The sequence below is a fragment of the Streptomyces racemochromogenes genome, from assembly GCF_039535215.1.
Taxonomy (GTDB): Bacteria; Actinomycetota; Actinomycetes; order Streptomycetales; family Streptomycetaceae; genus Streptomyces; species Streptomyces racemochromogenes.
Genome location: NZ_BAAAWT010000001.1, coordinates 5,421,587 through 5,446,446, shown reverse-complemented (window position 1 = coordinate 5,446,446; position 24,860 = coordinate 5,421,587). Strand labels below are relative to the sequence as shown.

The 24,860-nt window shown below is 72.1% G+C and carries 24 protein-coding genes; 10 read left to right on the top strand and 14 right to left on the bottom strand.

Annotated elements, in window-relative coordinates; all coding sequences use genetic code 11:
• Positions 1 to 22 precede the first annotated feature (22 nt).
• Positions 23 to 1,291 (top strand): tyrosine--tRNA ligase, encoded by a 1,269-nt coding sequence (gene tyrS / locus ABD973_RS25050; protein WP_125820707.1) that lies wholly within the window; start codon positions 23 to 25, stop codon positions 1,289 to 1,291.
• Between the two features lie 72 nt (positions 1,292 to 1,363).
• Here the strand turns inward: tyrS and ABD973_RS25045 are convergent, their stop codons facing one another.
• Positions 1,364 to 1,642: a GlsB/YeaQ/YmgE family stress response membrane protein gene (locus ABD973_RS25045; RefSeq protein ID WP_125595346.1), complete on the bottom strand. Its 279-nt coding sequence runs from the start codon at positions 1,640 to 1,642 to the stop codon at positions 1,364 to 1,366.
• Between the two features lie 178 nt (positions 1,643 to 1,820).
• Between ABD973_RS25045 and ABD973_RS25040 the strand changes: the two genes are divergently transcribed.
• Positions 1,821 to 2,153 carry a DUF3099 domain-containing protein gene (locus ABD973_RS25040; RefSeq protein ID WP_185899364.1) on the top strand — a complete coding sequence of 111 codons (333 nt, stop codon included), beginning with the start codon at positions 1,821 to 1,823 and terminating at the stop codon, positions 2,151 to 2,153.
• Between the two features lie 138 nt (positions 2,154 to 2,291).
• The gene (locus ABD973_RS25035) at positions 2,292 to 2,522 is read left to right on the top strand and encodes a hypothetical protein (protein WP_125595347.1); all 231 of its coding nucleotides are present in this window, start codon (positions 2,292 to 2,294) and stop codon (positions 2,520 to 2,522) included.
• 24 nt (positions 2,523 to 2,546) lie between these two features.
• Here the strand turns inward: ABD973_RS25035 and moaA are convergent, their stop codons facing one another.
• From moaA to ABD973_RS25020, 3 genes are all read right to left on the bottom strand, one after another.
• Positions 2,547 to 3,536 carry a GTP 3',8-cyclase MoaA gene (moaA, locus tag ABD973_RS25030; protein ID WP_221890416.1) on the bottom strand — a complete coding sequence of 330 codons (990 nt, stop codon included), beginning with the start codon at positions 3,534 to 3,536 and terminating at the stop codon, positions 2,547 to 2,549.
• A 176-nt stretch (positions 3,537 to 3,712) separates the two neighbouring features.
• Positions 3,713 to 5,350, bottom strand: a complete 1,638-nt coding sequence (locus tag ABD973_RS25025) for a solute symporter family protein (RefSeq protein ID WP_125595348.1) — start codon at positions 5,348 to 5,350, stop codon at positions 3,713 to 3,715.
• Positions 5,347 to 5,712, bottom strand: coding sequence for a DUF485 domain-containing protein (locus ABD973_RS25020; protein WP_125595349.1), 366 nt, complete (start codon positions 5,710 to 5,712; stop codon positions 5,347 to 5,349). Before ABD973_RS25020 ends, ABD973_RS25025 begins: the two co-directional genes overlap by 4 nt.
• 257 nt (positions 5,713 to 5,969) lie before the next feature.
• Here ABD973_RS25020 and ABD973_RS25015 point away from each other — a divergent pair, with 257 nt between their 5' ends.
• The gene (locus ABD973_RS25015) at positions 5,970 to 7,514 is read left to right on the top strand and encodes a S8 family peptidase (RefSeq protein ID WP_125595350.1); all 1,545 of its coding nucleotides are present in this window, start codon (positions 5,970 to 5,972) and stop codon (positions 7,512 to 7,514) included.
• A gap of 84 nt (positions 7,515 to 7,598) precedes the next feature.
• Here the strand turns inward: ABD973_RS25015 and ABD973_RS25010 are convergent, their stop codons facing one another.
• Genes ABD973_RS25010 through ABD973_RS25000 form a run of 3 tightly spaced genes read right to left on the bottom strand, consistent with a single transcriptional unit; the run spans position 7,599 to position 10,268 of the window.
• A complete protein-coding gene (locus ABD973_RS25010) occupies positions 7,599 to 8,642 on the bottom strand; it encodes a zinc-dependent alcohol dehydrogenase family protein (protein ID WP_125595351.1) in 1,044 nt (347 codons plus the stop codon).
• 28 nt (positions 8,643 to 8,670) lie between these two features.
• Positions 8,671 to 9,360 carry a lysoplasmalogenase gene (locus tag ABD973_RS25005; protein WP_345502205.1) on the bottom strand — a complete coding sequence of 230 codons (690 nt, stop codon included), beginning with the start codon at positions 9,358 to 9,360 and terminating at the stop codon, positions 8,671 to 8,673.
• Positions 9,357 to 10,268: a sterol desaturase family protein gene (locus ABD973_RS25000; RefSeq protein WP_125820709.1), complete on the bottom strand. Its 912-nt coding sequence runs from the start codon at positions 10,266 to 10,268 to the stop codon at positions 9,357 to 9,359. Before ABD973_RS25000 ends, ABD973_RS25005 begins: the two co-directional genes overlap by 4 nt.
• Positions 10,269 to 10,389: 121 nt before the next feature.
• On the opposite strand from ABD973_RS25000, the gene ABD973_RS24995 reads away from it, so the two are divergent.
• A complete protein-coding gene (locus ABD973_RS24995; protein WP_345502203.1) occupies positions 10,390 to 13,485 on the top strand; it encodes an NACHT domain-containing protein in 3,096 nt (1,031 codons plus the stop codon).
• 52 nt (positions 13,486 to 13,537) lie between these two features.
• Here ABD973_RS24995 and ABD973_RS24990 read toward each other — a convergent pair whose 3' ends face one another.
• Genes ABD973_RS24990 through ABD973_RS24975 form a run of 4 tightly spaced genes read right to left on the bottom strand, consistent with a single transcriptional unit; the run spans position 13,538 to position 17,741 of the window.
• Positions 13,538 to 14,758, bottom strand: a complete 1,221-nt coding sequence (locus ABD973_RS24990; RefSeq protein WP_125820710.1) for an amidohydrolase family protein — start codon at positions 14,756 to 14,758, stop codon at positions 13,538 to 13,540.
• Positions 14,755 to 16,047, bottom strand: a complete 1,293-nt coding sequence (locus tag ABD973_RS24985; protein WP_125595355.1) for an amidohydrolase family protein — start codon at positions 16,045 to 16,047, stop codon at positions 14,755 to 14,757. Before ABD973_RS24985 ends, ABD973_RS24990 begins: the two co-directional genes overlap by 4 nt.
• Before the next feature lie 10 nt (positions 16,048 to 16,057).
• Positions 16,058 to 16,942 carry an SDR family NAD(P)-dependent oxidoreductase gene (locus ABD973_RS24980; protein ID WP_125820711.1) on the bottom strand — a complete coding sequence of 295 codons (885 nt, stop codon included), beginning with the start codon at positions 16,940 to 16,942 and terminating at the stop codon, positions 16,058 to 16,060.
• A 1-nt stretch (position 16,943) separates the two neighbouring features.
• Positions 16,944 to 17,741, bottom strand: a complete 798-nt coding sequence (locus tag ABD973_RS24975) for an acetoacetate decarboxylase family protein (RefSeq protein WP_345502201.1) — start codon at positions 17,739 to 17,741, stop codon at positions 16,944 to 16,946.
• 140 nt (positions 17,742 to 17,881) lie between these two features.
• Here ABD973_RS24975 and ABD973_RS24970 point away from each other — a divergent pair, with 140 nt between their 5' ends.
• From ABD973_RS24970 to ABD973_RS24950, 5 genes are all read left to right on the top strand, one after another.
• Positions 17,882 to 18,559, top strand: a complete 678-nt coding sequence (locus tag ABD973_RS24970; RefSeq protein WP_345502199.1) for a TetR/AcrR family transcriptional regulator — start codon at positions 17,882 to 17,884, stop codon at positions 18,557 to 18,559.
• 49 nt (positions 18,560 to 18,608) lie between these two features.
• Positions 18,609 to 19,586 (top strand): DEDDh family exonuclease, encoded by a 978-nt coding sequence (locus ABD973_RS24965; protein WP_125820714.1) that lies wholly within the window; start codon positions 18,609 to 18,611, stop codon positions 19,584 to 19,586.
• Positions 19,587 to 19,674: 88 nt separating this feature from the next.
• Positions 19,675 to 19,908 (top strand): hypothetical protein, encoded by a 234-nt coding sequence (locus ABD973_RS24960; RefSeq protein WP_125595359.1) that lies wholly within the window; start codon positions 19,675 to 19,677, stop codon positions 19,906 to 19,908.
• A 102-nt stretch (positions 19,909 to 20,010) separates the two neighbouring features.
• A complete protein-coding gene (locus ABD973_RS24955; protein WP_125605738.1) occupies positions 20,011 to 20,796 on the top strand; it encodes an SURF1 family cytochrome oxidase biogenesis protein in 786 nt (261 codons plus the stop codon).
• 10 nt (positions 20,797 to 20,806) lie between these two features.
• Positions 20,807 to 21,562 carry an SDR family oxidoreductase gene (locus ABD973_RS24950; RefSeq protein ID WP_125820715.1) on the top strand — a complete coding sequence of 252 codons (756 nt, stop codon included), beginning with the start codon at positions 20,807 to 20,809 and terminating at the stop codon, positions 21,560 to 21,562.
• 74 nt (positions 21,563 to 21,636) lie between these two features.
• Here the strand turns inward: ABD973_RS24950 and ABD973_RS24945 are convergent, their stop codons facing one another.
• The 3 genes from ABD973_RS24945 to ABD973_RS24935 form a co-directional block, all read right to left on the bottom strand.
• The gene (locus tag ABD973_RS24945; protein ID WP_125820716.1) at positions 21,637 to 22,416 is read right to left on the bottom strand and encodes an enoyl-CoA hydratase/isomerase family protein; all 780 of its coding nucleotides are present in this window, start codon (positions 22,414 to 22,416) and stop codon (positions 21,637 to 21,639) included.
• Between the two features lie 205 nt (positions 22,417 to 22,621).
• Positions 22,622 to 22,843, bottom strand: a complete 222-nt coding sequence (locus ABD973_RS24940) for a helix-turn-helix domain-containing protein (protein ID WP_007263382.1) — start codon at positions 22,841 to 22,843, stop codon at positions 22,622 to 22,624.
• A gap of 374 nt (positions 22,844 to 23,217) precedes the next feature.
• A complete protein-coding gene (locus ABD973_RS24935; RefSeq protein WP_125601950.1) occupies positions 23,218 to 24,816 on the bottom strand; it encodes an ABC-F family ATP-binding cassette domain-containing protein in 1,599 nt (532 codons plus the stop codon).
• Between the last annotated feature and the right edge of the window lie 44 nt (positions 24,817 to 24,860).

Sequence of the window (24,860 nt, the reverse complement as noted above, 5' to 3'; positions counted from 1 at the left end):
ATTCGTAAGGAGTCGAGAGACCGTGACGGACATCGTCGACGAACTGAAGTGGCGCGGGCTGTTCGCCCAGTCCACGGACGAAGAAGCGCTGCGCAAGGCCTTCGCGGACGGTCCCGTCACGTTCTATTGCGGCTTCGACCCGACCGCGGCCTCGCTGCACGTGGGACACCTCGTGCAGGTGCTCACCGTGCGCCGGCTCCAGCAGGCCGGCCACCGGCCGCTGGCGCTGGTCGGCGGGGCAACCGGCCAGATCGGCGACCCGCGTCCGACGGCGGAGCGCACCCTGAACGACCCGGAGACGGTCGCGAACTGGGTGAACCGGCTGCGCACGCAGATCGAGCCGTTCCTGTCCTTCGAGGGCGAGAACGCGGCGGTCATGGTGAACAACCTGGACTGGACGGCGGGGCTGTCCGCCATCGAGTTCCTGCGGGACATCGGCAAGCACTTCCGCGTCAACAAGATGCTGACGAAGGACTCGGTCGCCAAGCGGCTGGACTCCGAGCAGGGCATCAGCTACACGGAGTTCAGCTACCAGCTGCTCCAGGGCATGGACTTCCTGGAGCTGTACCGCCGCTACGGCTGCACCCTCCAGCAGGGCGGCTCCGACCAGTGGGGCAACCTGACGGCGGGCCTCGACCTGATCCACCGGGTCGAGCCGGGGGCGCACGTGCACGCGATGGCGACCCCGCTGATGGTCAAGGCGGACGGCACCAAGTTCGGCAAGTCCGAGAGCGGCGCCGTGTGGCTGGACCCGGAGATGACCACCCCGTACGCGTTCTACCAGTTCTGGCTGAACGTGGACGACCGGGACATCTCCACCTACATGCGGATCCTGTCCTTCAGGTCCCGTGAGGAGCTGGAGGAGCTGGAGGCGCAGACCGCGGAGCGTCCGCAGATGCGGGCCGCCCAGCGCGCGCTGGCGGAGGAGCTGACCACGCTGGTGCACGGCGCGGACCAGTGCGCCGCCGTGATCGCCGCGTCGAAGGCGCTGTTCGGCCAGGGCGAGCTGGCGGAGCTGGACGAGGCCACGCTGGCCGCGGCCCTCTCCGAGCTGCCGCACGCCCGCGTCACCGAGCTCGCGCAGGTCGTGGACCTGTTCGCGGAGACCGGCCTGGTCGCCAGCAAGTCCGCGGGCCGCCGGACCGTGAAGGAGGGCGGTGCCTACGTGAACAACGTGAAGGTCACCGCCGAGGACGCGGTCCCCGCGCCGGAGGACCTGCTGCACGGGCGCTGGCTGGTGCTGCGCCGCGGCAAGAAGAACCTGGCCGCGGTGGAGGTCACCGGCGCCTGACGCGTACGGAGCACGGCGAAGGGGCCGGCGCGGACTTCACCGTCCGCGTCGGCCCCTTTCGCCGTGCCCGGGTCAGACCGTGTGGCGTCTGCCGCCCCGCAGGGCCATGTAGACCATGTCGCCGAGGCCGACGATGACCACGGCCCCGATGAGCTGGAAGAGGTGCCGGAGCCAGTCGATGCCCTTGGTGTCCTCGACGCCGACCCAGTGCGCGACCGCGTTGCCGAGGATGGCGCCGACGATGCCGAAGAGGGTGGTCAGCCACAGCGGCTGGTGTTGCTTGCCCGGCAGGATGGCCCGGGCTATGAGGCCCAGCACGAAACCGACGATGATCGCCCACAACCATTGCATGTCGAGCCTCCTCGTGGCGCGTTGTGCGCATGTGGGCCCAGTCTCGGCCCATCAGGCGTACAGCGCATTTCGGACACTCCCGTTCGGGGGACACCCCCTCTCCTCGCCCCGGCGGGCGCGGCGTACCGTGGAGTGGTCCGGACCGGGAGTGTCCGGCGGGCTGATCGGGCGGTGGAGCATGCAGCGGACGAAGCGGAACGGAGCCGAGGTCTTCCGGATCACGGGGGCCCGGATGGGCCTCGCCGAGGACGTACGGGGGCGCCAGCGCCGGTACGTCATCTCGATGGGGATCCGGACCCTGTCGGTGGTCGCCACGGTGGTCCTGTGGAACGTGGAGCGCCATGTGGCCGTGGTGACGCTTGCCGCCGGCCTGCTGCTGCCGTACATCGCCGTCGTCATCGCCAACGCGGGGCGCGAGTCGACGCCCAATCTGCCGTCGAACTTCATCCCCGCCCCTGTGCGCCCGGCACTGGACGCGGGAAACCTCAATAAAAGCTCAGATCAATCATGAAGTTCCGGTGCACCCCACGGGGTCGTGCGTGACATACTGCCTACGCGCTCCGCATCCCCCGTCGGAGCGACGGACCGACGCCGGGCAGCTCCCCCCGTGGCTGCCCGGCGTCGCCCTTCCGTTTGTAGGGTTGGGGCCGTGACTTCTCCCGAAACCCCCACCTGCTCCGCCAAGGGCTGCCGCGACGCGGCCGTCTGGGTCCTGGCGTGGAACAACCCGAAACTGCACACGCCGGAGCGGCGCAAGACCTGGCTGGCGTGCGCGGAACACCGCGAACACCTCTCCCAGTTCCTGGGGGTCCGCGGTTTCCTCAAGGACGTCGTGAGGCTGGAGGAGTGGGTCCAGCCCGAAGGCTCCGAGCGCCCGTGACCGCGGCCCGGGGCACCCGGGGTGTCAGCCGCCGATCGCCGACATGGGGCGGTCGGGCTGCAGGAAGGACGGGTCGTCGAGTCCGGACCCGGCCTTCTTGCCCCACATCGCCACCTTCCACAGGCGGGCGATCTCCTCGTCCGGGGCGCCCGAGCGCAGCGCGGAGCGCAGGTCCGACTCCTCGGTGGCGAACAGGCACGTACGCACCTGGCCGTCGGCCGTGAGCCGGGTGCGGTCGCAGGCTCCGCAGAAGGGGCGGGTGACGGAGGCGATGACGCCGACGGTGGCCGGGCCGCCGTCGACCAGCCAGCGCTCGGCCGGGGCCGAGCCGCGCTCCTCGGCGCCTTCCTCGGTGAGGGTGAAGCGGGTGCGCAGGGAGGCCAGGATGTCCCCGGCGGTGATCATGCCCTCGCGCTTCCAGCCGTGCTGGGCGTCCAGGGGCATCTGCTCGATGAAGCGGAGTTCGTACTCGTTCTCCACGGCCCAGGCGAGCAGGTCGGGCGCCTCGTCGTCGTTCAGGCCCGGCATCAGGACGGCGTTGACCTTGACGGGGGTGAGGCCGGCCTCGCGGGCGGCGGCCATGCCGTCGATCACGTCGTGGTGGCGGTCGCGGCGGGTGAGGGTCTTGAAGACCTCGGGCCGCAGGGTGTCGAGGGAAACGTTCACCCTGTCCAGGCCGGCGGCCTTGAGGGCCTGGGCGGTGCGCTTGAGGCCGATGCCGTTGGTGGTCAGCGACATCCTGGGGCGGGGCTCCAGGGCCGCGCACTGCTCCACGATGCCGACCAGGCCGGGCCGCAGCAGCGGCTCCCCGCCGGTGAAGCGGACCTCGGTGACACCGAGGCTGGTCACGGCGATGCGGATCAGCCGGACGATCTCGTCGTCACTCAGCAGATCGGACTTTCCCAGCCACTGCAGGCCCTCCTCGGGCATGCAGTAGGTACACCGCAGGTTGCACCGGTCGGTGAGTGAGACGCGCAGGTCAGTGGCCACGCGGCCGTACGTGTCGAGAAGCACTGTGGGCCCCCTCCCCTGTCCGGATCTAGAGGTTTCGTCAGTTCGAGCGTACGCGACCGGTGTGTCGCACAGGGATGCCCGAATGAACGATACGTAACGCGGCCGCGTCGTAGGGAAGTACGACGCGGCCACGCACGGTGTTCGTACGGCTTCGGGGAGCCCCTGCCGAGGCGCCCTCAGTGGGCTCCGGTGCCAGTGAGGGAGCGCACCTCCAGCTCGGCGAACTTCTGCGGGTCGGCCTCTTCCTTCGACAGGACCGTCCCCAGCCACCCCAGGAGGAAGCCGAGGGGGATGGAGATGATCCCCGGGTTCTCCAGCGGGAACCAGTAGAAGTCGGCGTCCTTGAACATCGAGGTGGGCTTGCCGGAGACGACGGGCGAGAAGAGGACGAGCCCGACCGCCGCGATCAGCCCGCCGTAGATCGACCACAGCGCGCCCTGGGTGGTGAAGCGCTTCCAGAAGAGGCTGTAGAGGATCGTCGGGAGGTTCGCGGAGGCGGCGACCGCGAAGGCGAGGGCGACCAGGCCGGCCACGTTCATGTCGCGGGCGAGGGCCCCGAGGAAGATGGCGACGGCGCCGATGACCACGGTGGACCAGCGGGCGGCGCGCACCTCCTCCTTCTCGGTGGCCTCTCCCTTGCGGATGACGTTCACGTAGATGTCGTGCGCGAAGGAAGAGGAGGAGGCCAGGGTCAGGCCCGCGACCACGGCGAGGATGGTGGCGAAGGCCACCGCCGAGATCACCGCGAGCAGGACGGCGCCGCCGGTGGAGTCCGGTCCGCCGCCGATCTCCTGGGCGAGGAGCGGTGCGGCGGTGTTGCCGGCCTTGTTGGAGGCCAGGATGTCGGCGCGCTTGAGCAGGGCCGCGGCGCCGAAGCCGAGGGCGATGGTCATCAGGTAGAAGGCGCCGATGATGCCGATGGCCCAGTTCACGGACTTACGGGCGGCCTTGGCCGTGGGGACGGTGTAGAAGCGGATCAGGATGTGCGGCAGGCCGGCGGTGCCGAGGACCAGGGCGAGGCCGAGGGAGATGAAGTCGAGCTTGGTGAGCCCGTCCTTGCCGTACTTGAGCCCGGGTTCGAGGAACTTGGTGCCCTGGCCGCTGTTCTCCGCGGCCTGGCCCAGCAGGGCGGAGATGTTGAAGTCGAACTTCAGCAGCACCAGGAAGGTGATCAGCAGGGCGCCGGCGATGAGCAGGACGGCCTTGACCATCTGGACCCAGGTGGTGCCCTTCATCCCGCCGATCGTGACGTAGACGATCATCAGCAGGCCGACCAGGGCGACGACGGCGACCTTCCCGCCGTCGCTGGTGATGCCGAGGAGCAGCGAGACGAGCACGCCGGCGCCGGCCATCTGGGCGAGCAGGTAGAAGATCGAGACCACGATGGTGGAGGTGCCGGCGGCGGTGCGGACGGGCCGCTGGCGCATCCGGTAGGCGAGGACGTCGCCCATCGTGTAGCGGCCGGAGTTGCGCAGCGGCTCGGCGACCAGCAGCAGGGCCACCAGCCAGGCGACGAGGAAGCCGATGGAGTAGAGGAAGCCGTCGTAGCCGAACAGGGCGATGGCTCCGGCGATGCCGAGGAAGGACGCGGCGGACATGTAGTCGCCGGAGATGGCGAGGCCGTTCTGGAAGCCGGTGAACTGGCGGCCGCCTGCGTAGAAGTCGGCGGCGTCCTTGGTCTGGCGGCCGGCCCAGACGGTGATGACGAGGGTGGCGACGACGAAGAGCCCGAAGAGGGTGATGATCAGCGGGCGGTGCTCGCTCGCCCCGGCGGCGGACGTCAGGCCGGGGAGGGTGTGGGCGCTCGGGGTCATGCTCCGGCCTCCATGCGCTTCTTGATGGCCGCGGCCTTGGGGTCGAGCTCGGCGGCGGCGTGCCGCGAGTAGAGCCAGGCGATCAGGAAGGTCGTCAGGAACTGGGCGACGCCGAGGACCAGGGCGACGTTGATGTTGCCGAAGAGCTTGGTCCCCATGAAGCCGCCCGCGTAGCTGGACAGCAGGACGTAGAGCAGGTACCAGGCGATGAAGGCCACGGTGAGCGGGAAGGCGAAGGACCGGTAGGAACCGCGCAGTTCGGCGAATTCGGGGCTCTGCTGGACGCGCGTGAACTCTTCGGCCGACGGGAGTGCCGGGGCCGGTCCCGCGCCGCCCGGCGGCGGCGCTGCTTCGGTGGTCACGGGGGGTTCTCCTTGTGACGCGGGTGCGGTGGGGACGACGGACAAAACAACCTCCGTGTGGGGGGACGGTGGTGCTGATCCCCCCTGTCAACGGCACGGCCGGCGTGTCGGGACGGTTCAACACCCGCTGATTCTTTGAGAACTTCTTTCTCGAACTGATGGCGCAAACGGGAACGTCAGCGCTAGGTTCGCGTGTCATGAACCCGTCCGACGCGACCGCGTGCGGACGGCTTTTTCACGGATGATGTGGAGAACCCATGGCTCATCTGGGACACGGCCGCCGGCGAGCCCTCGCCGTACCGGTCGGCCTGGCGCTCACTGCCTCGCTCGCCTTCCTGCCCTCGGTGGCGGCCTCGGCCGCCCCGCTGGGCAACACGGCGGACTCGGTGACGGCCGCGAAGCCCGCCGCCACCGGCCCGAAGCTGTCCTACGTGGCGAACCTGAACGTGTACGCCACGGCGACGGCGGCGAAGAAGGCCATCGAGCGGGCCGGTGGGACGGTCGTGGTCGCACACGAGCAGATCGGAGTCATCGTCGCGCACTCCGAGAACCCGGACTTCGCCAAGCAGCTGCGGGCGCAGCGCGGCCTGTTCGCGTCGGTCGGCGCCACCCGCACGACCGCCCTGAAGGCGGTGCAGACCACCGAGGAGGGCACGACCCAGACGCTGAGCGCGGCCGACGCCGCGAAGGCGGCGGCGCAGGCCGAGCCGGGCCAGGAGCCCCTGGAGTCCAACCAGTGGGACCTGCGGGCTATCAAGGCCGACGCGGCGCACAAGATCAACGATGGCAGCCCCGACGTCACCGTGGGCGTCATCGACACGGGTGTCGACGACACTCACCCCGACTTGGCCCCCAACTTCTCCAAGGAGCAGTCGGCCAACTGTGTCGGCGGTGTCGCCGACACCACCGACGGGGCGTGGCGCCCGTACCCCAACGGCAGCGACCACGGCACCCACGTCGCCGGCACCATAGCCGCCGCCCGCAACGGGATCGGCGTCAGCGGTGTCGCGCCGGGCTCGAAGGTCGCCGGCATCAAGGTGAGCGAGCCCGGGACCAGCCTCTTCTACACCGAGGCGGTCGTCTGCGGCTTCATGTTCGCCGCCGAGAAGGGGATCGAGGTGACCAACAACAGCTACTACGTCGACCCGTGGAACTACACCTGCAAGAACGACGACGACCAGAAGGCGCTGGTGGAGGCCCTCACCCGGGCCACCAAGTACGCCGAGCGCAAGGGCGTCCTCAGCGTGGCCTCGGCCGGCAACTCCAACCACGACCTGGCGGCGGACTCGATCGAGGACACCACCAGCCCGAACGACAGCACCCCGGTGCCGCGCACCATCGACCCGAAGGTCTGCCTGGACCTGCCCACCCAGCTGCCGGGCGTGGTCACGGTGAGCGCGACGGGCGACAAGGGCCTCAAGTCGTACTACTCCAGCTACGGCCTGGGCGTCGTCGACGTCGCGGCCCCCGGCGGCGACAAGTGGCAGGTCCCGGCCACCCCGGACGCCAACGGCCGCGTGCTGTCGACCGTCCCGGGCGGCGGCTACGGCTACAAGCAGGGCACCTCGATGGCCGGCCCGCACGTCGCGGGCGTCGCGGCGCTCCTCAAGAGCGCCCACCCGAACGCCACGCCCTCGCAGCTCCAGGCCATGCTGAAGGCCCAGGCCACGAAGGTCGCCTGCCCGGAGAAGATCTACGACGCCACCGGCAACCTCGTCAACGCCACCACCTGCACCGCCAAGTGGGGCCAGACGGCGTACTACGGCTCGGGCGTGGTGGACGCGCTCAAGGCCGTCCAGTAGCAGCCACGGCCGTACCGCACGCGTGAACGCCCGAGGGCCGGGCGGGGTGCTCCCCCGCCCGGCCCTCGCGCGTGCGCCGCCCGGTCAGGGCTTGATCAGGACCTTCAGCGCGCTGCGGTCGTCCATCGCGCGGTAGCCGTCCGGGACCTCGTCCAGGCGGACGGCCCGGTCGAAGACGGGGGCCGGGTCGATCGCGCCGCTCAGCACGTCCTCCAGCAGCTCCGGAATGTAGGCCCGGACCGGGGCCACGCCGCCGCGCAGGGTGATGTTCCGGTCGAACATCACGCCGAGGTCGAGGCCGGTGCCGCTGCCGTGCGGTACGCCGACGTAGCCGATGGCCCCGCCGTCGCGGGTGATGTTCACGGCGGTCCGCATGGACTGCTCGGTGCCGACGGCCTCGATGACGGCGTGCGCGCCCTGGCCCCGGGTCAGCTCGCGGACGGCGGCCTCGGCGGCCTCCCCGCGCTCGGCGACGACGTCGGTGGCCCCGAAGAGCTTGGCGATGTCCGTGCGGGCGCTGTGCCGGCCGAGCGCGATGATCCGCTCGGCGCCGAGCCGCTTGGCCGCGAGGACCCCGCACAGCCCGACCGCGCCGTCGCCGACGACGGCGACGGTGGAGCCCGCCCGGACGCCCGCGCCCAGGGCGGCGTGGTGGCCGGTGCCCATGACGTCGGACAGCGCGAGCAGCCCGGTCAGCAGGTGGTCGTCGGAGGCGGCCGCGGCGGGCAGCTTCACCAGGGTGCCGTCGGCGTGCGGGACCCGGACGGCCTCGCCCTGGCCGCCGTCGGAGCCGACCGAGCCCCAGAAGCCGCCGTGCACGCAGGAGGTGTACAGGCCCTCGGAGCAGTAGTCGCAGGTGCCGTCGGACCACATGAAGGGGGCGACGACCAGGTCCCCCGCCTTGAGGCCCGAGACGGCGGAGCCGGTCTCCTCGACGACGCCGAGGAACTCGTGCCCGATCCGCTGGCCCGGCTGGCGGGCGGCCTCGCCGCGGTAGGCCCACAGGTCGCTGCCGCAGATGCAGGCGCGCAGGACGCGGACGACGGCGTCCTCGGGGCGCTGGATCGCAGCGTCGGGCACCTCCTCCACGCGGATGTCGTGCGGGGCGTGGATGACGGTGGCGCGCATGGTGGTGCAGCCCTCCGGATCAAGTGGTTCAGTCTTGTATGACTTCCCTACCGTACGCCTGCCCGCGGGTGATCGCGCCCGTGGCCAGCAGGTACTGGGCCGCCAGGTAGGTGGCCATGATCCAGAAGTCGGGGCGCGGCAGCTGCGGCCACTCGGCGACCCCGGTCGCGATGAGGGTGTCGGAGAGCAGGAACAGCGCCCCTCCGGCGCCCGCCGCGCGCCCCAGCGCGCTGGAGCGGTAGGCCATGGCGGTGAGCAGCAGGCTGTACCCGGCGACCGGGACGCGCAGGCCGGCCGGCAGGTCGGGCCACAGCAGCGCGACGGTCCCGACGAGTGCGAGGGCGTACGCGCCCCCGAGCGCGGGGCTCGTCCGTGCCCGCCCGAAGAGCGCGAGGTAGCAGACGTGCCCGGCGGCGAAGGAGCCCATGCCGACGAGGAAGGCGGGCTCGGCGTCGAAGAGCAGCGCGAGGTCCCCGCCCCAGCCGAAGAGCAGGGCGGCGACCAGCAGCCGGGGCGCGCCGCGGGTGATCACGTACGCCACCAGCAGCGGCATCAGCAGCGGCTTGGCGAGGACGTGCCCGAGGTGCCAGCCGGCCAGCAGCGAGGCGAGGTCGGCGGCGGTGGCCGCCGCGAAGCCGGCGAGCAGCACGCGCCCGGGCCGCCCGGCGGCCGCGGGCCGCACGGCCCAGGAGGGCGTGCGGGTGCCCGCGGCGCTCACGCGGCGCGCTCCGGCGCCGTCGCGGCGGCGGGGGTGGCGGATGCGGCGGCCGCGGCCTGCGCCGCTTCGGCCCGCTGGGCGGCGGGCTGCCAGCCCGGGCCCCGGAAGACCCGCCCCGCGCGCTCGCGCCAGCTGTCGGCGGCGCGTACGTCGCGGGCGATGGCGGCGTACTCGTGGGTGGCGACGCGCAGCGGGTTGTGGGTGCCGATGTTCTTGGTCAGGCCGTAGACGGGCCGCTCCGTCTCCCCGACCCAGGAGCCGAACATCCGGTCCCAGACGATCAGGATCCCGCCGAAGTTGCGGTCCAGGTAGCCGCCCTGGGAGGCGTGGTGGACGCGGTGGTGGGAGGGGGTGTTGAAGACGTACTCGTAGGGCCGCGGGAGTTTGCCGATCCGCTCGGTGTGCACCCAGAACTGGTAGAGCAGGTTGATGCCGTAGCAGAAGGGGATCGCGGCCGGGTGCACGCCGAGGGCGACCATCGGCAGGTAGAACCACCAGGTGGTCGCGCTGGTCCAGGGCTGGCGCAGGGCGGTGGTGAGGTTGAACCTGCGGCTGCTGTGGTGGACGACGTGGCAGGCCCACAGGATCCGGATGACGTGGTGGAGCCGGTGCTGCCAGTAGTAGAGGAAGTCCTGGACGAGCAGCATGAGCAGGGCGGTCCACCACAGGAACGGCACCCGCAGCGGGGTGAGTTCGTAGACGGCGGTGAAGACAGCGACGACCGGGATCTTCCAGAGCAGGTCGAAGCCGATGCTGCCGATCCCCATGGTGACGCTCGTCACCGCGTCCTTGGTGTCGTAGCCGGCCGCGTCCTCGTCGGGATGGAGCCGGTAGCTGACCACCTCGATGACGGTGAGCAGCACGAAGGCGGGTATGGACCACAGCACGACATCGGGCAGGTTCGGCATGCCCGCACCATAGAGGCGCTTTCGGGGGTGCCGCTAGAGGTTGTTACCGATCGGTATCCGACGAAGTTACCGGCGGTACCCGCGATACTGGCGACCGGATCGGGGAGGTCCTGTGACGGGTGTGGAAAGCGTTCTCCTACGGGTGGCGGGCACCGCCGCGAGCGCCGTGGTCAAGTCCTTCCTGGCGCGGGCCCCCGGCGCGGGCCTGGCCCCCGCCCCGGTCCCCCTCGGCCGTCGCTGGTTCAAGCCCCCGGCGGAACTGCGCGACCCGGAGATCAGCCGGCTCACCGAGACGCTGGCCGGACGGCTCGATGCGGCCTCGGCCGCCCTGCCGGAGAACGAGCGGCTGGCCGCGGTGGACGCCGTCGGGGACGCCTTCGCCGCCCTCGGCACCCTGGACATGGACGACCTGCTCGCCCTGGACCTCTCGCCCGAGGCCCTCGCGGAGCGCGTCCTGGCCCACACCCCGCCGGCCGGCCTCAGCGAGGCCTCACAGGCCCTGTACCGGGAACTGGTCGCCCAGAGCTGCCGGCACGCGGTGGAGCACATGACGGGCCTGCCGGCCTTCGCCCCACGGGCCGCCGTCGAGAACATCCGGCGCACCGGCGAACTGGCCAGGGCCGTCGAGGAGCTGAAGGAGCGGGCCGACGGCGCCGCCCACACCTTCGAGCAGCAGTACGCCGACTACGTCGCCGACACCCACGGCCGGCTCCAGCTCTTCGGCATCACGCTCAGCCGCTCCCCGCAGGAATGGCCGCTGGACGTGGCCTACTTAGGCCTCGCGGTGAGCGGGGAGCAGCTGCTCCCCGGGAACCCCGCCTCCCACCGCACGGTCCGCAGGGCGGACGACGCCCTGGCCTGCGCCGAACGCACGCTGCTGCGCGGCCCCGCGGGTTCGGGCAAGAGCACCCTCGTGCAGTGGCTGGCCGTCAACGCGGCCCGGCGCTCCTTCACCGGCGCCCTCGCCCCGTGGAACGCCTGTGTGCCGTTCGTCCTGCGGCTGCGTTCCTTCACCGCCGCCGAACGCCTGCCCGTCCCCGCCGAGTTCCTGCTCGAATCCGGGGTTCCGCTGACCCCTCCCCCGGGCTGGACCGAGGACGTCATGCGCGAGGGACGCGCCCTGGTCCTGGTCGACGGGGTGGACGAGGTACCGCTGCGCCTGCGGGGGCGCACGCAGATGTGGCTCCGCGGCCTGATCTCCGCCTTTCCCCACGCCCGGTACGTGGTGACCACCCGCCCGTCGGCGGTCCCCGAGGACTGGCTCGCCGGCCAGTCCTTCACGGCCCACTCCCTGCTGCCCATGGAACGGGAGGACATCGGCTCCTTCATCGGGCACTGGCACGCCGCCGCGCGCGCCGAGTGCTCCGACGACGCCCAGCGCGCGACCGTCGGCCAGTACGAGGCCTCGCTGCGGCTGGCCGTCAGCACCCGCCGTGACCTGGGCAAGCTCGCCGCCAACCCGCTGATGTGCGCCCTGCTCTGCGCGCTCAACCGGGACCGCCGCATGCAGCTGCCCCGGGCCCGCAAGGAGCTGTACGACGCCGCGCTGGAGATGCTGCTCGTACGGCGGGACGCCGAGCGGGAGATCACCGACGTGGAGGGGGTCCGGCTCACCCGTGACGAGCAGACCGTGCTGCTCCAGCGGCTGGCGTACTGGCTCATCCGCAACGGGCAGGCCGAGGCCGACTGCGGCGAGGTCGTGGAGCTGGTGGAGGAGTGGCTGGACTCCATGGCGCAGGTCCGGTCGCAGGGCACCGCGGTCGAGGTCTTCAACCACCTGCTGATCCGCAGCGGGCTGCTGCGCGAACCCGTCCCGGGCACCGTGCACTTCGTCCACCGGACCTTCCAGGACTACCTCGGCGCGAAGGCCGCGGTCGAGGCCCGCGACCTGGGCGTGCTGGTGAGCAACGCCCACGACGACACCTGGGACGACGTGGTGCGCATGGCCGTGGGGCACGCGCGTCCCGACGAGCGCGCCACGCTGCTGCGCCGGATCCTGGCCCGGGCGGACAGGACGAAGAAGTACCGGGGCCGGCTGGTCCTGCTGGCCGCCGCCTGCCTGGAACACGCGCCGGAACTCGACCCGGCGGTACGCCACGAAGTCGAGCGCCGCACGGCCGAACTCCTGCCGCCGCGCACCCCCGCACAGGCGGAGGAGCTGGCGAAGGCGGGGCCGCTGGTGCTGGAGCTGCTGACGGAGCCGCTGTTCCTGGAGGAGGACGCGGCGGCGGCCACGGTGCGGACGGCCACGCTGATCGGCGGGGACCAGGCGGTGGAACTGCTGGCGCGGTTCCGCCCCGACGACCGGTACAAGGTGCGGTGCGAACTGGCCGACGGCTGGGACCGCTTCGAGCAGGTGGAGGAGTACGCGGACGCCGTGCTCGCGCGCACCCGGCTCGACGACGTCCAGCTGTGGGCGCGCACCCCGGCGCAGCTCGCGGTGCTCCCCCGGCTGACCGGGCTCCGGCGGATCGCCCTGTCCGGGGGCGGGGGCCTGCCGCCGCAGGTGCGGGGCCTCGCACGGCTGGAGAACCTCGTGCTCCTGCAGAGTTCGCTGACGGACCTGTCCGCCCTCTCGGTGTTCGGGGAACTGCGGTACCTGGGCCTGTACGACTGCCGGCGGATCGCGTTCCTCGACCCGCTGACCGAGCTGCGGTCCCTGGAGAGCCTCACCCTCGTCAACGCCTCGGAGCGGCTGGGCCTCGCCCCGCTGGCCCGCATGGAGGCGCTGGCGTACCTGTTCCTCAACTACGCGGTGCCCGGCGTCGACCGGGTCTCCGACCTGCCCGCGCCCGAAGGGCTCAGGCACCTGCACCTGCACCCGCGGGCCGCGCACCTGGCCCTCGACGGGATCGAGCGCTGGCCGGGACTGAGCTGGCTGACCTTCTCCGGGCCCGCGCGGACGGCCGACTTCCTGGCCCTGCCCGATCCGTCCGCCCTCAAGGGGCTGCAGGTCATCGGCGCGGAGGTCGGCCCCGAGGTACCGCTGCGCTGTCCCGGGCTCGAGATGCTGGCCCTGAGCGACTGCACCGTCCCGCAGGGGCTGTCCGCCCTGCTGGACCTCCCGGAGCTGACCCGGCTGACCCTTCTGAACGGGGGCGAGTACGACCTGGCGCCCCTGGCCCGGGCGCCCGGAATCGGCGTCCACGTGGGAGCCGGCGTCCGGGTGCTCGGGGCCGAAGCGCTCTCCCCCGGGCAGATCACCCACCTGCCCTGACCCGCCGGGGCCGCCCCCACGGACCGGGGCCGCCCCGGCGGGAGCCGGAGGGCTACCAGACGCGGACCGACGCCCCCCGGGCGAAGGCCGGGCTGGTGGCCTCCGGGGGGATCCGGGTCAGGGGCTCGGCGATCTCCGAGACCAGCGGGCCGTGCTTCGCCGCGAGCGGGTCCAGCAGGGCCAGGTCGAAGCCGTACACGCGGGCCGCGTTACCGCCGGCCATCGCCGCGACCTCCTCCCGCGGCAGGCCCGCGTACGCGATCCGCAGGCCTTCGCGGGAGAAGGGGGCGGTGCCCTCGTCGTGGGGGAAGTCGCTGCCCCACATGATCTTGTCCAGGCCGATCCGCTCCCGCAGCGGGACCTCGTGGGGGCGCATGAAGCTGGCACCGACGAAGCAGTTGTCCCGCCAGACCTCGCTCGGCCCCCGGCCCATGGACTCGGCCAGGCCCGCGCCGAACTTGGCCTCGGCGGTGGAGGACGCCGCGACCAGGCGGCCGTGGTAGTAGTCCAGCATCTCCAGCACGCCCGGGATCCAGCCGGAGCCCTGCTCCGTCAGGACCAGCTTGAGGTCCGGGTGGCGCCGGAAGGCGCCGCCGAAGATCAGGTGCCACAGAGCGCGGTGCGAGAACCAGGTGGTCTCCACCATGAAGACGGCCCGCGCGGCCGGTTCGTCACCGAGCGGCGGCGACGCCGAACCGCCGTGGTGGTTGACCGGGACGTCCAGCTCCGCGCACACCGCCCAGATCGGGTCGTACGCGGCCGAGTACAGCTCGGGGACGGGTGAGCCGGGCGGGACGCCGGGCAGCAGGATCCCGCCGGTCAGGCCGTCGTCCCGGGTGCGGCGGATCTCGGCGACGGCCGCGTCCACGTCGTTGAGGAGGATCTGCGCGACGCCCGCCCGCCGCCCCGGGGCGTCCGCGCAGAAGTCCGCCAGCCACCGGTTGTGCGCCTGGAGGCCGGCCCACCTCAGCTCGTACTCCTCGGCCGTCGGCGGCTGGGCCATCAGCGAGGCCTTGGGGAAGAAGGGCGGGATGGTGTTCGGGAAGATGACTTCGGCGACGATGCCGTCCGCTTCGAGCTCGGCCAGGCGCCGGGCCGAGTTCCAGTTGAGGTCGGCCGAGTCGGCGAGGAGGTCCTCGTACGGGTTGACGTACGCGGCGGCCCAGGCGTCGAAGGCCTCGTGGTGGCGCTTGGCCAGGTACGGCCTGTAGTCGAGCAGGTCGGCGCCCGCGTGGCAGTCCGCCGAGATCACCGTGTAGCGGTCCTCCGTCATGACCACACCCCCGTGACCGGGAAGTCGTGGTCCGTGAGCCAGTGCCGGCCCACCTCGCGGGAGCGGGCCCAGGAGGCCTCCACCGCCGCCTGGTCGGGGCTCTGGCCCAGCTCGGCCGGGGTGGGGCCGATGCGGCGGGCGATCGGGGCGAGTGCCCCGGTGTCGAAGCCGAAGACCTCGGCGGCGGCCAGGCCGAGCATCCGGCGGGTCTCGGAGACCGGGATGTCGTGGAAGGTGTTCCTCAGCCAGTTGCGGGTGTCGGGCCAGGTGCCCTCGGGGTGCGGGAAGTCCGAGCCCCACAGGATGTTGTCCACGCCGATCTCGTAGCGCTGGGCCAGCTCCCGCCGCTTGGTGTTGGTCGCGCAGACGAACACCTGCCGGTCCAGGTACTCGCTCGGCGGGCGCTTCAGCTCCGAGAAGGGCGAGAGCTTCTTGCCGCCGTGCGCGCCGAGGTAGAGGCGGTCCATGAACCACAGCAGGTTCGGCAGCCACCAGCAGCCCGACTCGGCCACCCCGAACCTGAGGCCGGGGTGGCGTTCGAAGACCCCGGACCAGAGCAGGAACCACAGCGGGCGGGCCGGCCACCAGGTGACCTCGGAGACGTAGATGCCCAGGTGGTCGCCGTACTCCTGGCGGGGCGCGGCACCCGAGTGGGTGACGATCGGCATCCCCGTCTCGGCGGCGGCCGCCCACACGGGGTCGTAGCGGCGGTCGTGGTAGGGCTCCCGGTCCACCCACATGGAGGGGATCATCAGGGCGCCGAGGCCGGACTCCTTGGCCCGGTGGATCTCGGCGACCACCCTGGCCGGCTCGCCGGTGATGGGCAGCAGGGCGACACCGCAGTGCCGTTCGGGGTTCCGCCCGACGAACTCGGCCAGCCAGCGGTTGTGGGCCTGCGCGCCGGCCATGCCGAGCTCGGGGTCCTGGTCGCCGGACAGGCCCAGGCCCACCCCGAAGGGGGCGGCGGTCTGGCTGTCGACGGCGTCCGCGTCGGGGAAGACGACTTCGGCGGCCACCCCGTCGCCGTCGAGTTCCTTGAGGCGCTGGGTGCTGTCCCAGCCGCCCTTGAGGCCTTCCTCGTGGTCGTGGAACCACTTCTCGGCGAAGGCCTCGTTGCGCACGCCGAGCCGGGTGGCCTCCTCGCGGCGGGCGTCGCGCTGGCCGAGGAACTCGTCGAACTGCCGGTGGAAGCGGGAGTCGAGGTAGGGGCGGTACTGCTCGGTGGGCAGCCCCGCGTGGCAGTCGGAGGAGATGATCAGGTACGGGTCTTCGTACGTCTCGTCAGGCACGGCGGTCCCCTCAGTCGAGGATGAAGCTCTCCAGGTAGGCGGGATTGGCGCGGTCGAGCATGGACTGCGACCGGGCGCGGATCTGGCGGTCGCTGTGCTCGCCGGCCGGCAGCATCCAGAAGCGGTCGGCGCGGATGCCGTCGACGACCTGCTCGGCGACCTCCTCGACCGGGGTGAAGCGCACCTCGTGCCCGGCCTCCCTCATCGCGGCCTCGTACTGGTCGAGGCTGCGGTACGGGGACCTGCGCGGCCGTTCCTTCGCGAAGCGCTCGGGCCGGTTGCGGTGGGACTCCCACAGGCCGGTGCGCAGCATGTGGGGGCCGGGGAAGAGGACGGAGGCCCCGACGGAGGCGCCCTCGGCCTTGAGGTGGGCGTAGAGGGACTCGGTCATGGTGACCACGGCCGCCTTGGTGACGGCGTACACGGAGGCGGTGGGCAGGGGCGCGATGCCGCCGTCGCCGGAGGAGGTGTTGACGACGTGGCCGGGGCCGCCGGAGGCGATCATGCGGGGGACGAAGGCCTGGATGCCGTGGAAGACGCCCCAGACGTTGACGGAGAAGGCCCACTTCCAGTCGTTGGGCTCGTGTTCCCACATGCGGCCCTCGGCGCCGGAGCCGACGCCCGCGTTGTTGCAGAGGACGTGGACGGCGCCGAAGGTCTCGTAGGCGGCGTCGGCCAGGGCGGTGACGGAGTCGCGTTCACTGACGTCGACGGGCCGGGCGAGGACCTCGGCGCCTTCGCCGGCGAGTTCGCCGGCGGCCTTGCGCAGGGCGGCCTCCTCCACGTCGGCGAGGACCACCTTGAGTCCCTCGGCGGCGAAGCGGCGGGCCATGGCGAGGCCGATGCCGCTGGCGGCGCCGGTGACGACGGCGACCTGTCCGGGTTCGAGCCTCATCTCACACGCTCCCCTCGGGCGGGCCGTCGAGGATCTGGAGGGGGTCGTCGTAGCGCTGGTGGAGGTACGGCAGGAGGGCCTGGGCGCTGACCCGCTCGACGACCCGGCCCTTCTGGTCGGTGGTCTTCTCGCCGACGGTGAGTTCCACGAGGCGGCGTACGGGGAGGTCGGCGACGGGGTCGTACATCGACTCGCGCAGGACGACGTCACCGGTGACGTGCTCCAGCTTGCGGACCTTCTCGTTGCGCGTGCAGTGCACGAGGACCGGGTCGCCGTCCAGGCCGGAGCCGTCGACCGCCGGGAGGAACTTGAAGTAGAAGTCCGTCTTCACCGTCGGCTCGGGCAGCGGCAGCTCGCGGTCCACGGCCCCGCGCACCTCGACGAAGGCGATCCCGTGCCGGGCGAGGGCGGCCCGTACGACGAGCCCCTCGCGCTCGACGGTGACCTCGCCCAGCTTCTTCGGCTCGCCGAACACCTCGCGGCCGCCGGTCAGGGCGCGCTCGTGGGTCATCGGCATGACCAGCGGGTACCAGCCCTCGACCCCGCCGTGCCGGGCGGCCACGGCCACCGAGCCGGCGCCGAGGGGGTAGCCGGGCAGGTCGACCTTGCTGATGTTGGCCCGTACGAGGGGCCGTTCGGCGGGCTTGAGCGGCGGCGGCAGGACCGCCGCCACCACGTCGGGGTCGGTCTCCCAGACGGCGACCACGCCCGTGGACCAGATGTCGGGGAGCTTGGCGCTCTTCTGGCGCGACGCCGCGATCTCGGCCTCGGTCCGCGCTCCGTACCGTATGCGTGCCATGTCTCGCACCACCCTTCCGAGGGTCCCCCCGGCGGGGGCCGGAGGCGGTTCTGTAACACAGTTACACCGCTGCCGATGAAGGGTAAAGACCCCTGCACGAACCAGAACTGACGTACCGACAGATTGGCGGCCACGGTCCCATGGCGAGAAGCGCACTGACCCGCGAGGAGGTGCTGGAGGCCGCCGCGGCCCTGGTCAGGCGGCACGGTCCGGCGGCCCTGACCATGCGGGGACTCGCCGCCGAGCTGGGCACGGCCGTGACCTCCATCTACTGGCACGTCGGCAACCGCGAGCGGCTGCTCGACGCCCTCGTGGAACGGACCGTCCAGGAGATGGGCGCCCTCCGGCCCGCCGGCCGCACCCCGGCCGAGCGGATCGTCTCGGTGGCCAGGACCCTGCGGCGCGAGATCCGGGCGCGCCCGCACCTGATCGCGATGGTCCACGAGCGCGGGCTCACCGAGCGGATGTTCCTGCCGGCGCAGCGGGCGCTGGTCGACGAGGTGCACGCCGCCGGGCTGCGTGGGGCGCGGGCCGCCGACGCCGTGCGCGCCGTGCAGTTCCAGGTCGTCGGCTTCCTGCTCGTCGAGCGCAACCGTGAGCGCTCCCCCGCCCAGTCGCCGGGCGAGGGCGAACTCTGGGACCCCGGGGCCGCCCCGGGCGACCCGGCGCTCGCCCGCGCCCTGGCCCGCCCGGCGGACCCGGAGCGGCTGTTCCTGCTGTCGGTGCGGGCGCTCACCGAGGCCCTGCTCACGGGGCCCGACGGGTCGGCGGATCGCCCCCTCGGGACCGTGACCGGGCCGGAGGACGGCCCGGGCTGAGGGGGCATCGGGCCACGGGTGTCAGTCCGTGCCGATATCCTCTGTGACCATGCTCGACGACCGTACGACCGCAGAGGCGGAATGGCCGACCGCGTACCCCCAGGGGTACGCGGTCGTCGACGTGGAGACAACCGGACTCGCTCGCGACGACCGGATAGTCTCGGCGGCCGTCTACCGGCTCGACGCCCGGGGCAACGTGGAGGACCACTGGTACACCCTGGTCAACCCGCGCCGTGACCCGGGACCCACCTGGATCCACGGGCTCACCACCGCGATGCTCCAGGACGCCCCCCTCTTCGAGGACATCGCCGAGGAGTTCGCGGGCCGGCTCGCCGACCGGGTCCTCGTCGCGCACAACGCCATCTTCGACTGGCAGATGATCTCCCGGGAGTACGCGCGGGCCTCCGCGGCCGCGCCCGTACGGCAGCGGCTGTGCACCATCGCCCTGTCGAAGGAGCTGAACCTCCCGCTGCCCAACCACAAGCTGGAGTCCCTCGCCGCGCACTACGGCGTGGTCCAGCAGCGCGCCCACCACGCGCTCGACGACGCCCGGGTGCTGGCGGAGGCGTTCCGTCCCTCGCTGCACGCGGCCGCGCGGGACGGCGTACGGCTGCCCCTGCTGGAGTGCCGCCCGCTGACGGAGTGGTCGGACTCCCCCGCGGCGCCGCGGGTGGGCTACCAGTCCTCGTACGGGAACGGCGGCAGCTGGCGGGCCTCGCGCAAGCGGCCCCCGTGCCCGTACCCGAACCCGGGGCGCTTCGAGGACGGCAAGCCGCTCAGGCAGGGCATGCGGATCGCCTTCTCCGGTGACACCTCCGTGGACCGGGAGCTGCTGGAGGACCGGGCGGTGGAGGCCGGGCTGCACGTCGCGACGAGCGTGTCCCGGCTCACCAGCCTGCTCGTCACCAACGACCCCGACTCCTCGACCTCGAAGACGGTCAGGGCGAAGTCGTACGGCACCCCGATCGTGGACGAGGCGGCCTTCACCCAGCTGCTGCGTGACGTGGCGGCCGCCGAGGAGAAGTAGCGGGCGCGTTGCTCCGGCCGGGTGCAGGCGCGGCGACTCACCCCGGTGGATCTTGTTCCGTCCGCCCGCCCCGCACAGCATGCGGCGCATGGCACGTTGCGAGGTCTGCGGAAACGACTACGGCATGTCCTTCGAGGTGCACGCGCAGGGCGCGGTGCACGTCTTCGACTGCTTCTCCTGCGCCATCCACCGCATGGCGCCCATCTGCGAGCACTGCCGGGTCCAGATCATCGGGCAGGGCGTCGAGGTCGAGGGCCAGTGGTACTGCGGCGGGCACTGCGCCCGCGCGGAGGGGAAGGTGGGCATCGTCGACCGCGTCTGACCGCCCGCTCTTCCCTCCCCGTCCTCTCCCCGGCCCCCTCCCCGGACCCCGGAAGGCCACCCGGCCGCCGGGGTCCTCGTCGTGGGGGGTACCGTCGTGGGCGTGTACCGCTTTGTGCTGACCCGGCAGTGGGTGTCCCTCACCTTCGTCGCCCTCGTCCTCATCCCCGTGATGATCAAGCTGGGGTTCTGGCAGTTCCACCGCCACGAGCACCGGGTCGCCCAGAACGAGCTGATCGCGAAGAACCTGTACGGGAAGCCGGTGCCGGTGACCGAGGTCACCTCCCCCGGCCACACCGTCCCGAGGGCCGACTACTGGCGTGCCGTCACCGCCACCGGCACGTACGACCCCGCGCACGAGGTCGTCGTACGGATGCGCACCTCGAACGGCGACAAGGTCGGCTTCCACGTGGTGACGCCGCTGGTGCTGGGCGACGGCCGGGCGGTGCTCGTCAACCGGGGCTGGGTGGCCGGCGGCGACGACCCGCGCGCCTACCCGCCGGTGCCGGCCGCGCCCTCGGGCGAGGTCACGGTGACCGGCCGGCTCAAGGCCGACGAGACCAGCGGTGGCAGCGGGATCAAGGACCGCAAGGGCCTGCCCGACCGCCAGGTGATGCTGATCAACAGCGAGCAGCAGGCGGCTGCCCTGGGCAAGCCGGTGCTCGGCGGCTACCTCGAACTGACGGGTCCCGAGCCGGCCGGCGGCAGCCCCGAGATGGTGGCCGAGCCCGACCACGACTCGATCGGCGCGCACATGGCGTACGCGATCCAGTGGTGGCTGTTCGCGTCGGCGGTGCCGGTGGGGTGGCTGGTGCTGGTGCGGCGGGAGAAGCGCGACCGCGAGGAGGCGGCGGCCAAGGCCGTGTCGCCGGAGCCCGCTTCGGCGTAGGTTGTCCCGCATGGATCTTGGACTGAAGGACCGTGTCTACGTCGTCACCGGTGCCACGCGGGGCCTCGGCTTCGCCTCCGCGCGCGAGCTCACCGCCGACGGGGCGAAGGTCGTACTGACGGGCCGGGACGAGAAGCGGGTGGCGGACGCCGCCGCCGAACTCGGCCCGAACGCGGTGGGCGTGGTGGCGGACAACTCCGACCCGGACGCGGCCGCCCGGCTGGTGGCCACCGCGCGGGAGCGCTTCGGCCGCTTCGACGGCATCCTCATCAGCGTCGGCGGCCCCCCGCCGGGCCTGGCGGCGGACAACACCGACGAGCAGTGGGCGGCGGCGTTCGACACCGTCTTCCTGGGCGCGGTCCGCCTCGCGCGGACGGCCGCGGCCGAGCTGGGCGAGGGCGGGGTCATCGGCTTCGTGCTGTCGGGGTCGGTGCACGAGCCGATCCAGGGGCTGACCATCTCGAACGGCTTGCGGCCGGGGCTGGCGGGCTTCGCCAAGTCCCTGTCGGTGGACCTGGGGCCGCGGGGGATCCGCGTGGTGGGGCTGCTGCCGGCGCGGATCGACACGGACCGGGTGCGGGAGCTGGACGCGCTGTCCGGCGACTCGGACGCGGCCCGCGCGGCCAACGAGTCCCGCATCCCGCTGCGGCGCTACGGCACCCCGCAGGAGTTCGGCCGCACGGCGGCGTTCTTCCTGTCCCCGGCGGCGTCGTACCTCACGGGCGTGATGCTCCCGGTGGACGGCGGATCCCGCCACGGCTTCTGATCTCTTGCGCGCCGCGCGCCCGGAGGGCCGGGACGGGGTTCCCGTTCCGGCCCTCCGGGCGTGCGCGCGGGGCCTCAGTCGGACAGGCCCGCGAGGTCGCGCAGCCGGCGGGCCTGGGCGGCGCGCTCGGCGGCGCGCTGGTCGTCGTACGTACGGGAGGTGGCCGCGGCCAGCAGGGCCTTGGTCTCGATGACGGCGTCGCGGGGTGCGGCCAGCAGGGCGGTGGTGAGGTCCTGGACGGCGTCCTCCAGCTCGGAGGCCCGGACGACCAGGTTGGCCAGGCCGACCCGCTCGGCCTCCTCGGCCTGCACGGAGCGGCCCGTGGCACAGATCTCCAGCGCGCGGGCGTAGCCGACCAGGGCGGTCAGCGGCTGGGTGCCGGCCAGGTCGGGGACCAGGCCCAGGCTGGTCTCGCGCATGGCGAACTGCACGTCGTCCGCGACGACGCGCAGGTCGCAGGCGAGCGCGAGCTGGAAGCCGGCGCCGATCGCGTGCCCCTGTACGGCGGCGATGGAGACGATGTCATTGCGTCGCCACCAGGTGAACGCCTCCTGGTACTCGGCGATGGTGGAGTCGAGCAGTTCGTCGGAACCGCGCGCCAGATCGAGGAAGGACGGCTCGCCCTCGAAACCCTCGGGGGTGAACGCCTGCCGGTCGAGCCCGGCGGAGAAGGACTTGCCCTCGCCGCGCAGCACGACGACCCGGACGGTGCCGGGCAGCGACCGTCCGGCCTCCGCCAACGCCCGCCAGAGCGCGGGGGATTGGGCGTTTCGCTTGGCCGGATTGGTCAGTGTCACCGTGGCGACCGTGTCGTCGATGGTGAGCCGTACGCCATCCTTGTCGAGCAGAGCCATCTGGTGCCTCCGGTGTGCAGTCGTGGCCGTGTGCCCGGCCTAAGTGACTGCACAGTAACCACCCAGCCGGCCGCGGGGCCGACCGGGGGTCACCGAAAGTACCGTGCGTGGATCGGAACGAAACCGACAGCATGGATCAGACAGCATGAAAGAGAACGGAGCTGTCGGGCGGTCGACGGCACCGGCCCCGGCCTGACGGCCAGGGTCAGGCCGCGGCCGCCTTCTTGCCGCGTGTCGCGCCACCGCGACCACGCAGCGTGACTCCGGACTCGCTGAGCATCCGATGGACGAATCCGTAGGACCGGCCGGTCTCTTCGGCCAGCGCCCGGATACTCGCACCGGAGTCGTACTTCTTCTTCAGGTCTGCCGCGAGCTTGTCGCGCGCGGCGCCGGTCACCCGGCTGCCCTTCTTCAGAGTCTCGGCCACCCGTGCCTCCTCATGGGAAGTGCGCTCTGGACTTCTCATGATCACCCCTCCCCGGCTTCCTGGCCACCCATTCAGCAAGGTCGGTACGACGGCATTTCCCGGTCCGTGGACACACGAGCAGAACGGAATCTCCTCTTCCGCCGCATGACCTCCGTCACATTCCCCCGGCGCCGGGGGGAATCACCAGGTCAGGGGGCCGGAAGGGGAAAGCAGTCGACCCCGGACGCGCGTCCGCGAGGGCGCGGCCGGGGCCGGTGTACAGGGCGCGGGGGTACGAGACCGTCTCACTCAGATGATGGATCACGTCTGAGCCGAATGATCCATAAGGAACTGGATCACCCCCGCGGGGCGTCGGGCGGGGCCGCCCGCGGCGGTCAGGCGAGGGCGACCAGGTCCCGGTAGTCCGGGCCCCACAGGTCCTCGACCCCGTCCGGGAGCAGGATGATCCGCTCCGGCTCCAGGGCCTCCACGGCGCCCTCGTCGTGCGTGACGAGGATGACCGCGCCCTTGTAGGTGCGCAGCGCGCCCAGGATCTCCTCGCGGCTGGCCGGGTCGAGGTTGTTGGTGGGCTCGTCGAGGAGCAGCACGTTCGCCGAGGAGACGACCAGGGTGGCCAGGGCCAGACGGGTCTTCTCGCCGCCGGAGAGCACGCCCGCGGGCTTGTCCACGTCGTCGCCGGAGAACAGGAAGGAGCCGAGCGTCTTGCGCACGTCGACGAGGTCCAGGTCGGGCGCGGAGGAGCGCATGTTCTCCAGGACCGTGCGCTCGGGGTCGAGCGTCTCGTGCTCCTGGGCGTAGTAGCCCAGCTTGAGGCCGTGCCCGGGCACGACCGTGCCGGTGTCGGGCTTCTCGGTGCCCGACAGCAGGCGCAGCAGGGTGGTCTTGCCGGCGCCGTTGAGGCCGAGGATGACCACGCGGGAGCCCTTGTCGATGGCCAGGTCGACGTCGGTGAAGATCTCCAGCGAGCCGTAGGACTTCGACAGGCCCTCGGCGGTCAGCGGGGTCTTGCCGCAGGGCGCCGGGTCCGGGAAGCGCAGCTTGGCGACCTTGTCGGAGGCGCGGACGGCCTCCAGGCCGGAGAGCAGGCGGTCGGCGCGCTTGGCCATGTTCTGGGCGGCGACGGTCTTGGTGGCCTTGGCGCGCATCTTGTCGGCCTGGGCGTTGAGGGCCGCGGCCTTCTTCTCGGCGTTCTGGCGCTCGCGCTTGCGGCGCTTCTCGTCGGCCTCGCGCTGCTGCTGGTAGAGCTTCCAGCCCATGTTGTAGACGTCGATCTGGGACCGGTTGGCGTCGAGGTAGAAGACCTTGTTGACCACGGTCTCGACGAGGTCGACGTCGTGGGAGATCACGATGAAGCCGCCGCGGTAGTTCTTCAGGTAGTCGCGCAGCCAGACGATCGAGTCGGCGTCGAGGTGGTTGGTGGGCTCGTCGAGGAGCAGGGTGTCGGCGTCCGAGAAGAGGATCCGGGCGAGCTCGACGCGGCGGCGCTGGCCGCCGGAGAGGGTGTGCAGGGGCTGGCCGAGGACCCGGTCGGGGAGGCTGAGGGCGGCCGAGATGGTCGCGGCCTCGGACTCGGCGGCGTAGCCGCCCTTGGTCAGGAACTCGGTCTCCTGGCGCTCGTACTGCTTGAGGGCCTTGTCGCGGGTCGCGCCGGAGCCGGTGGCGATGCGCTCCTCGTTGGCGCGCATCTTCTTGATCAGTACGTCGAGGCCGCGCGCGGAGAGGATCCGGTCGCGGGCGAGCACGTCGAGGTCGCCGGTGCGCGGGTCCTGCGGGAGGTAGCCGACCTCACCGGAGCGGGTGATGGTGCCGCCGGCGGGCTGGCCCTCGCCCGCGAGGCACTTGGTGAGGGTGGTCTTGCCCGCTCCGTTGCGGCCGACGAGCCCGATGCGGTCGCCCTTGGCGACACGGAAGGACGCGTTCTCGATGAGGATGCGGGCGCCGGCGCGCAGCTCGATGCCGGTGGCGGTGATCACGGAAATACTCCAGGGCGGTGGGGACGGCGGAAGTGGGGGCAGGA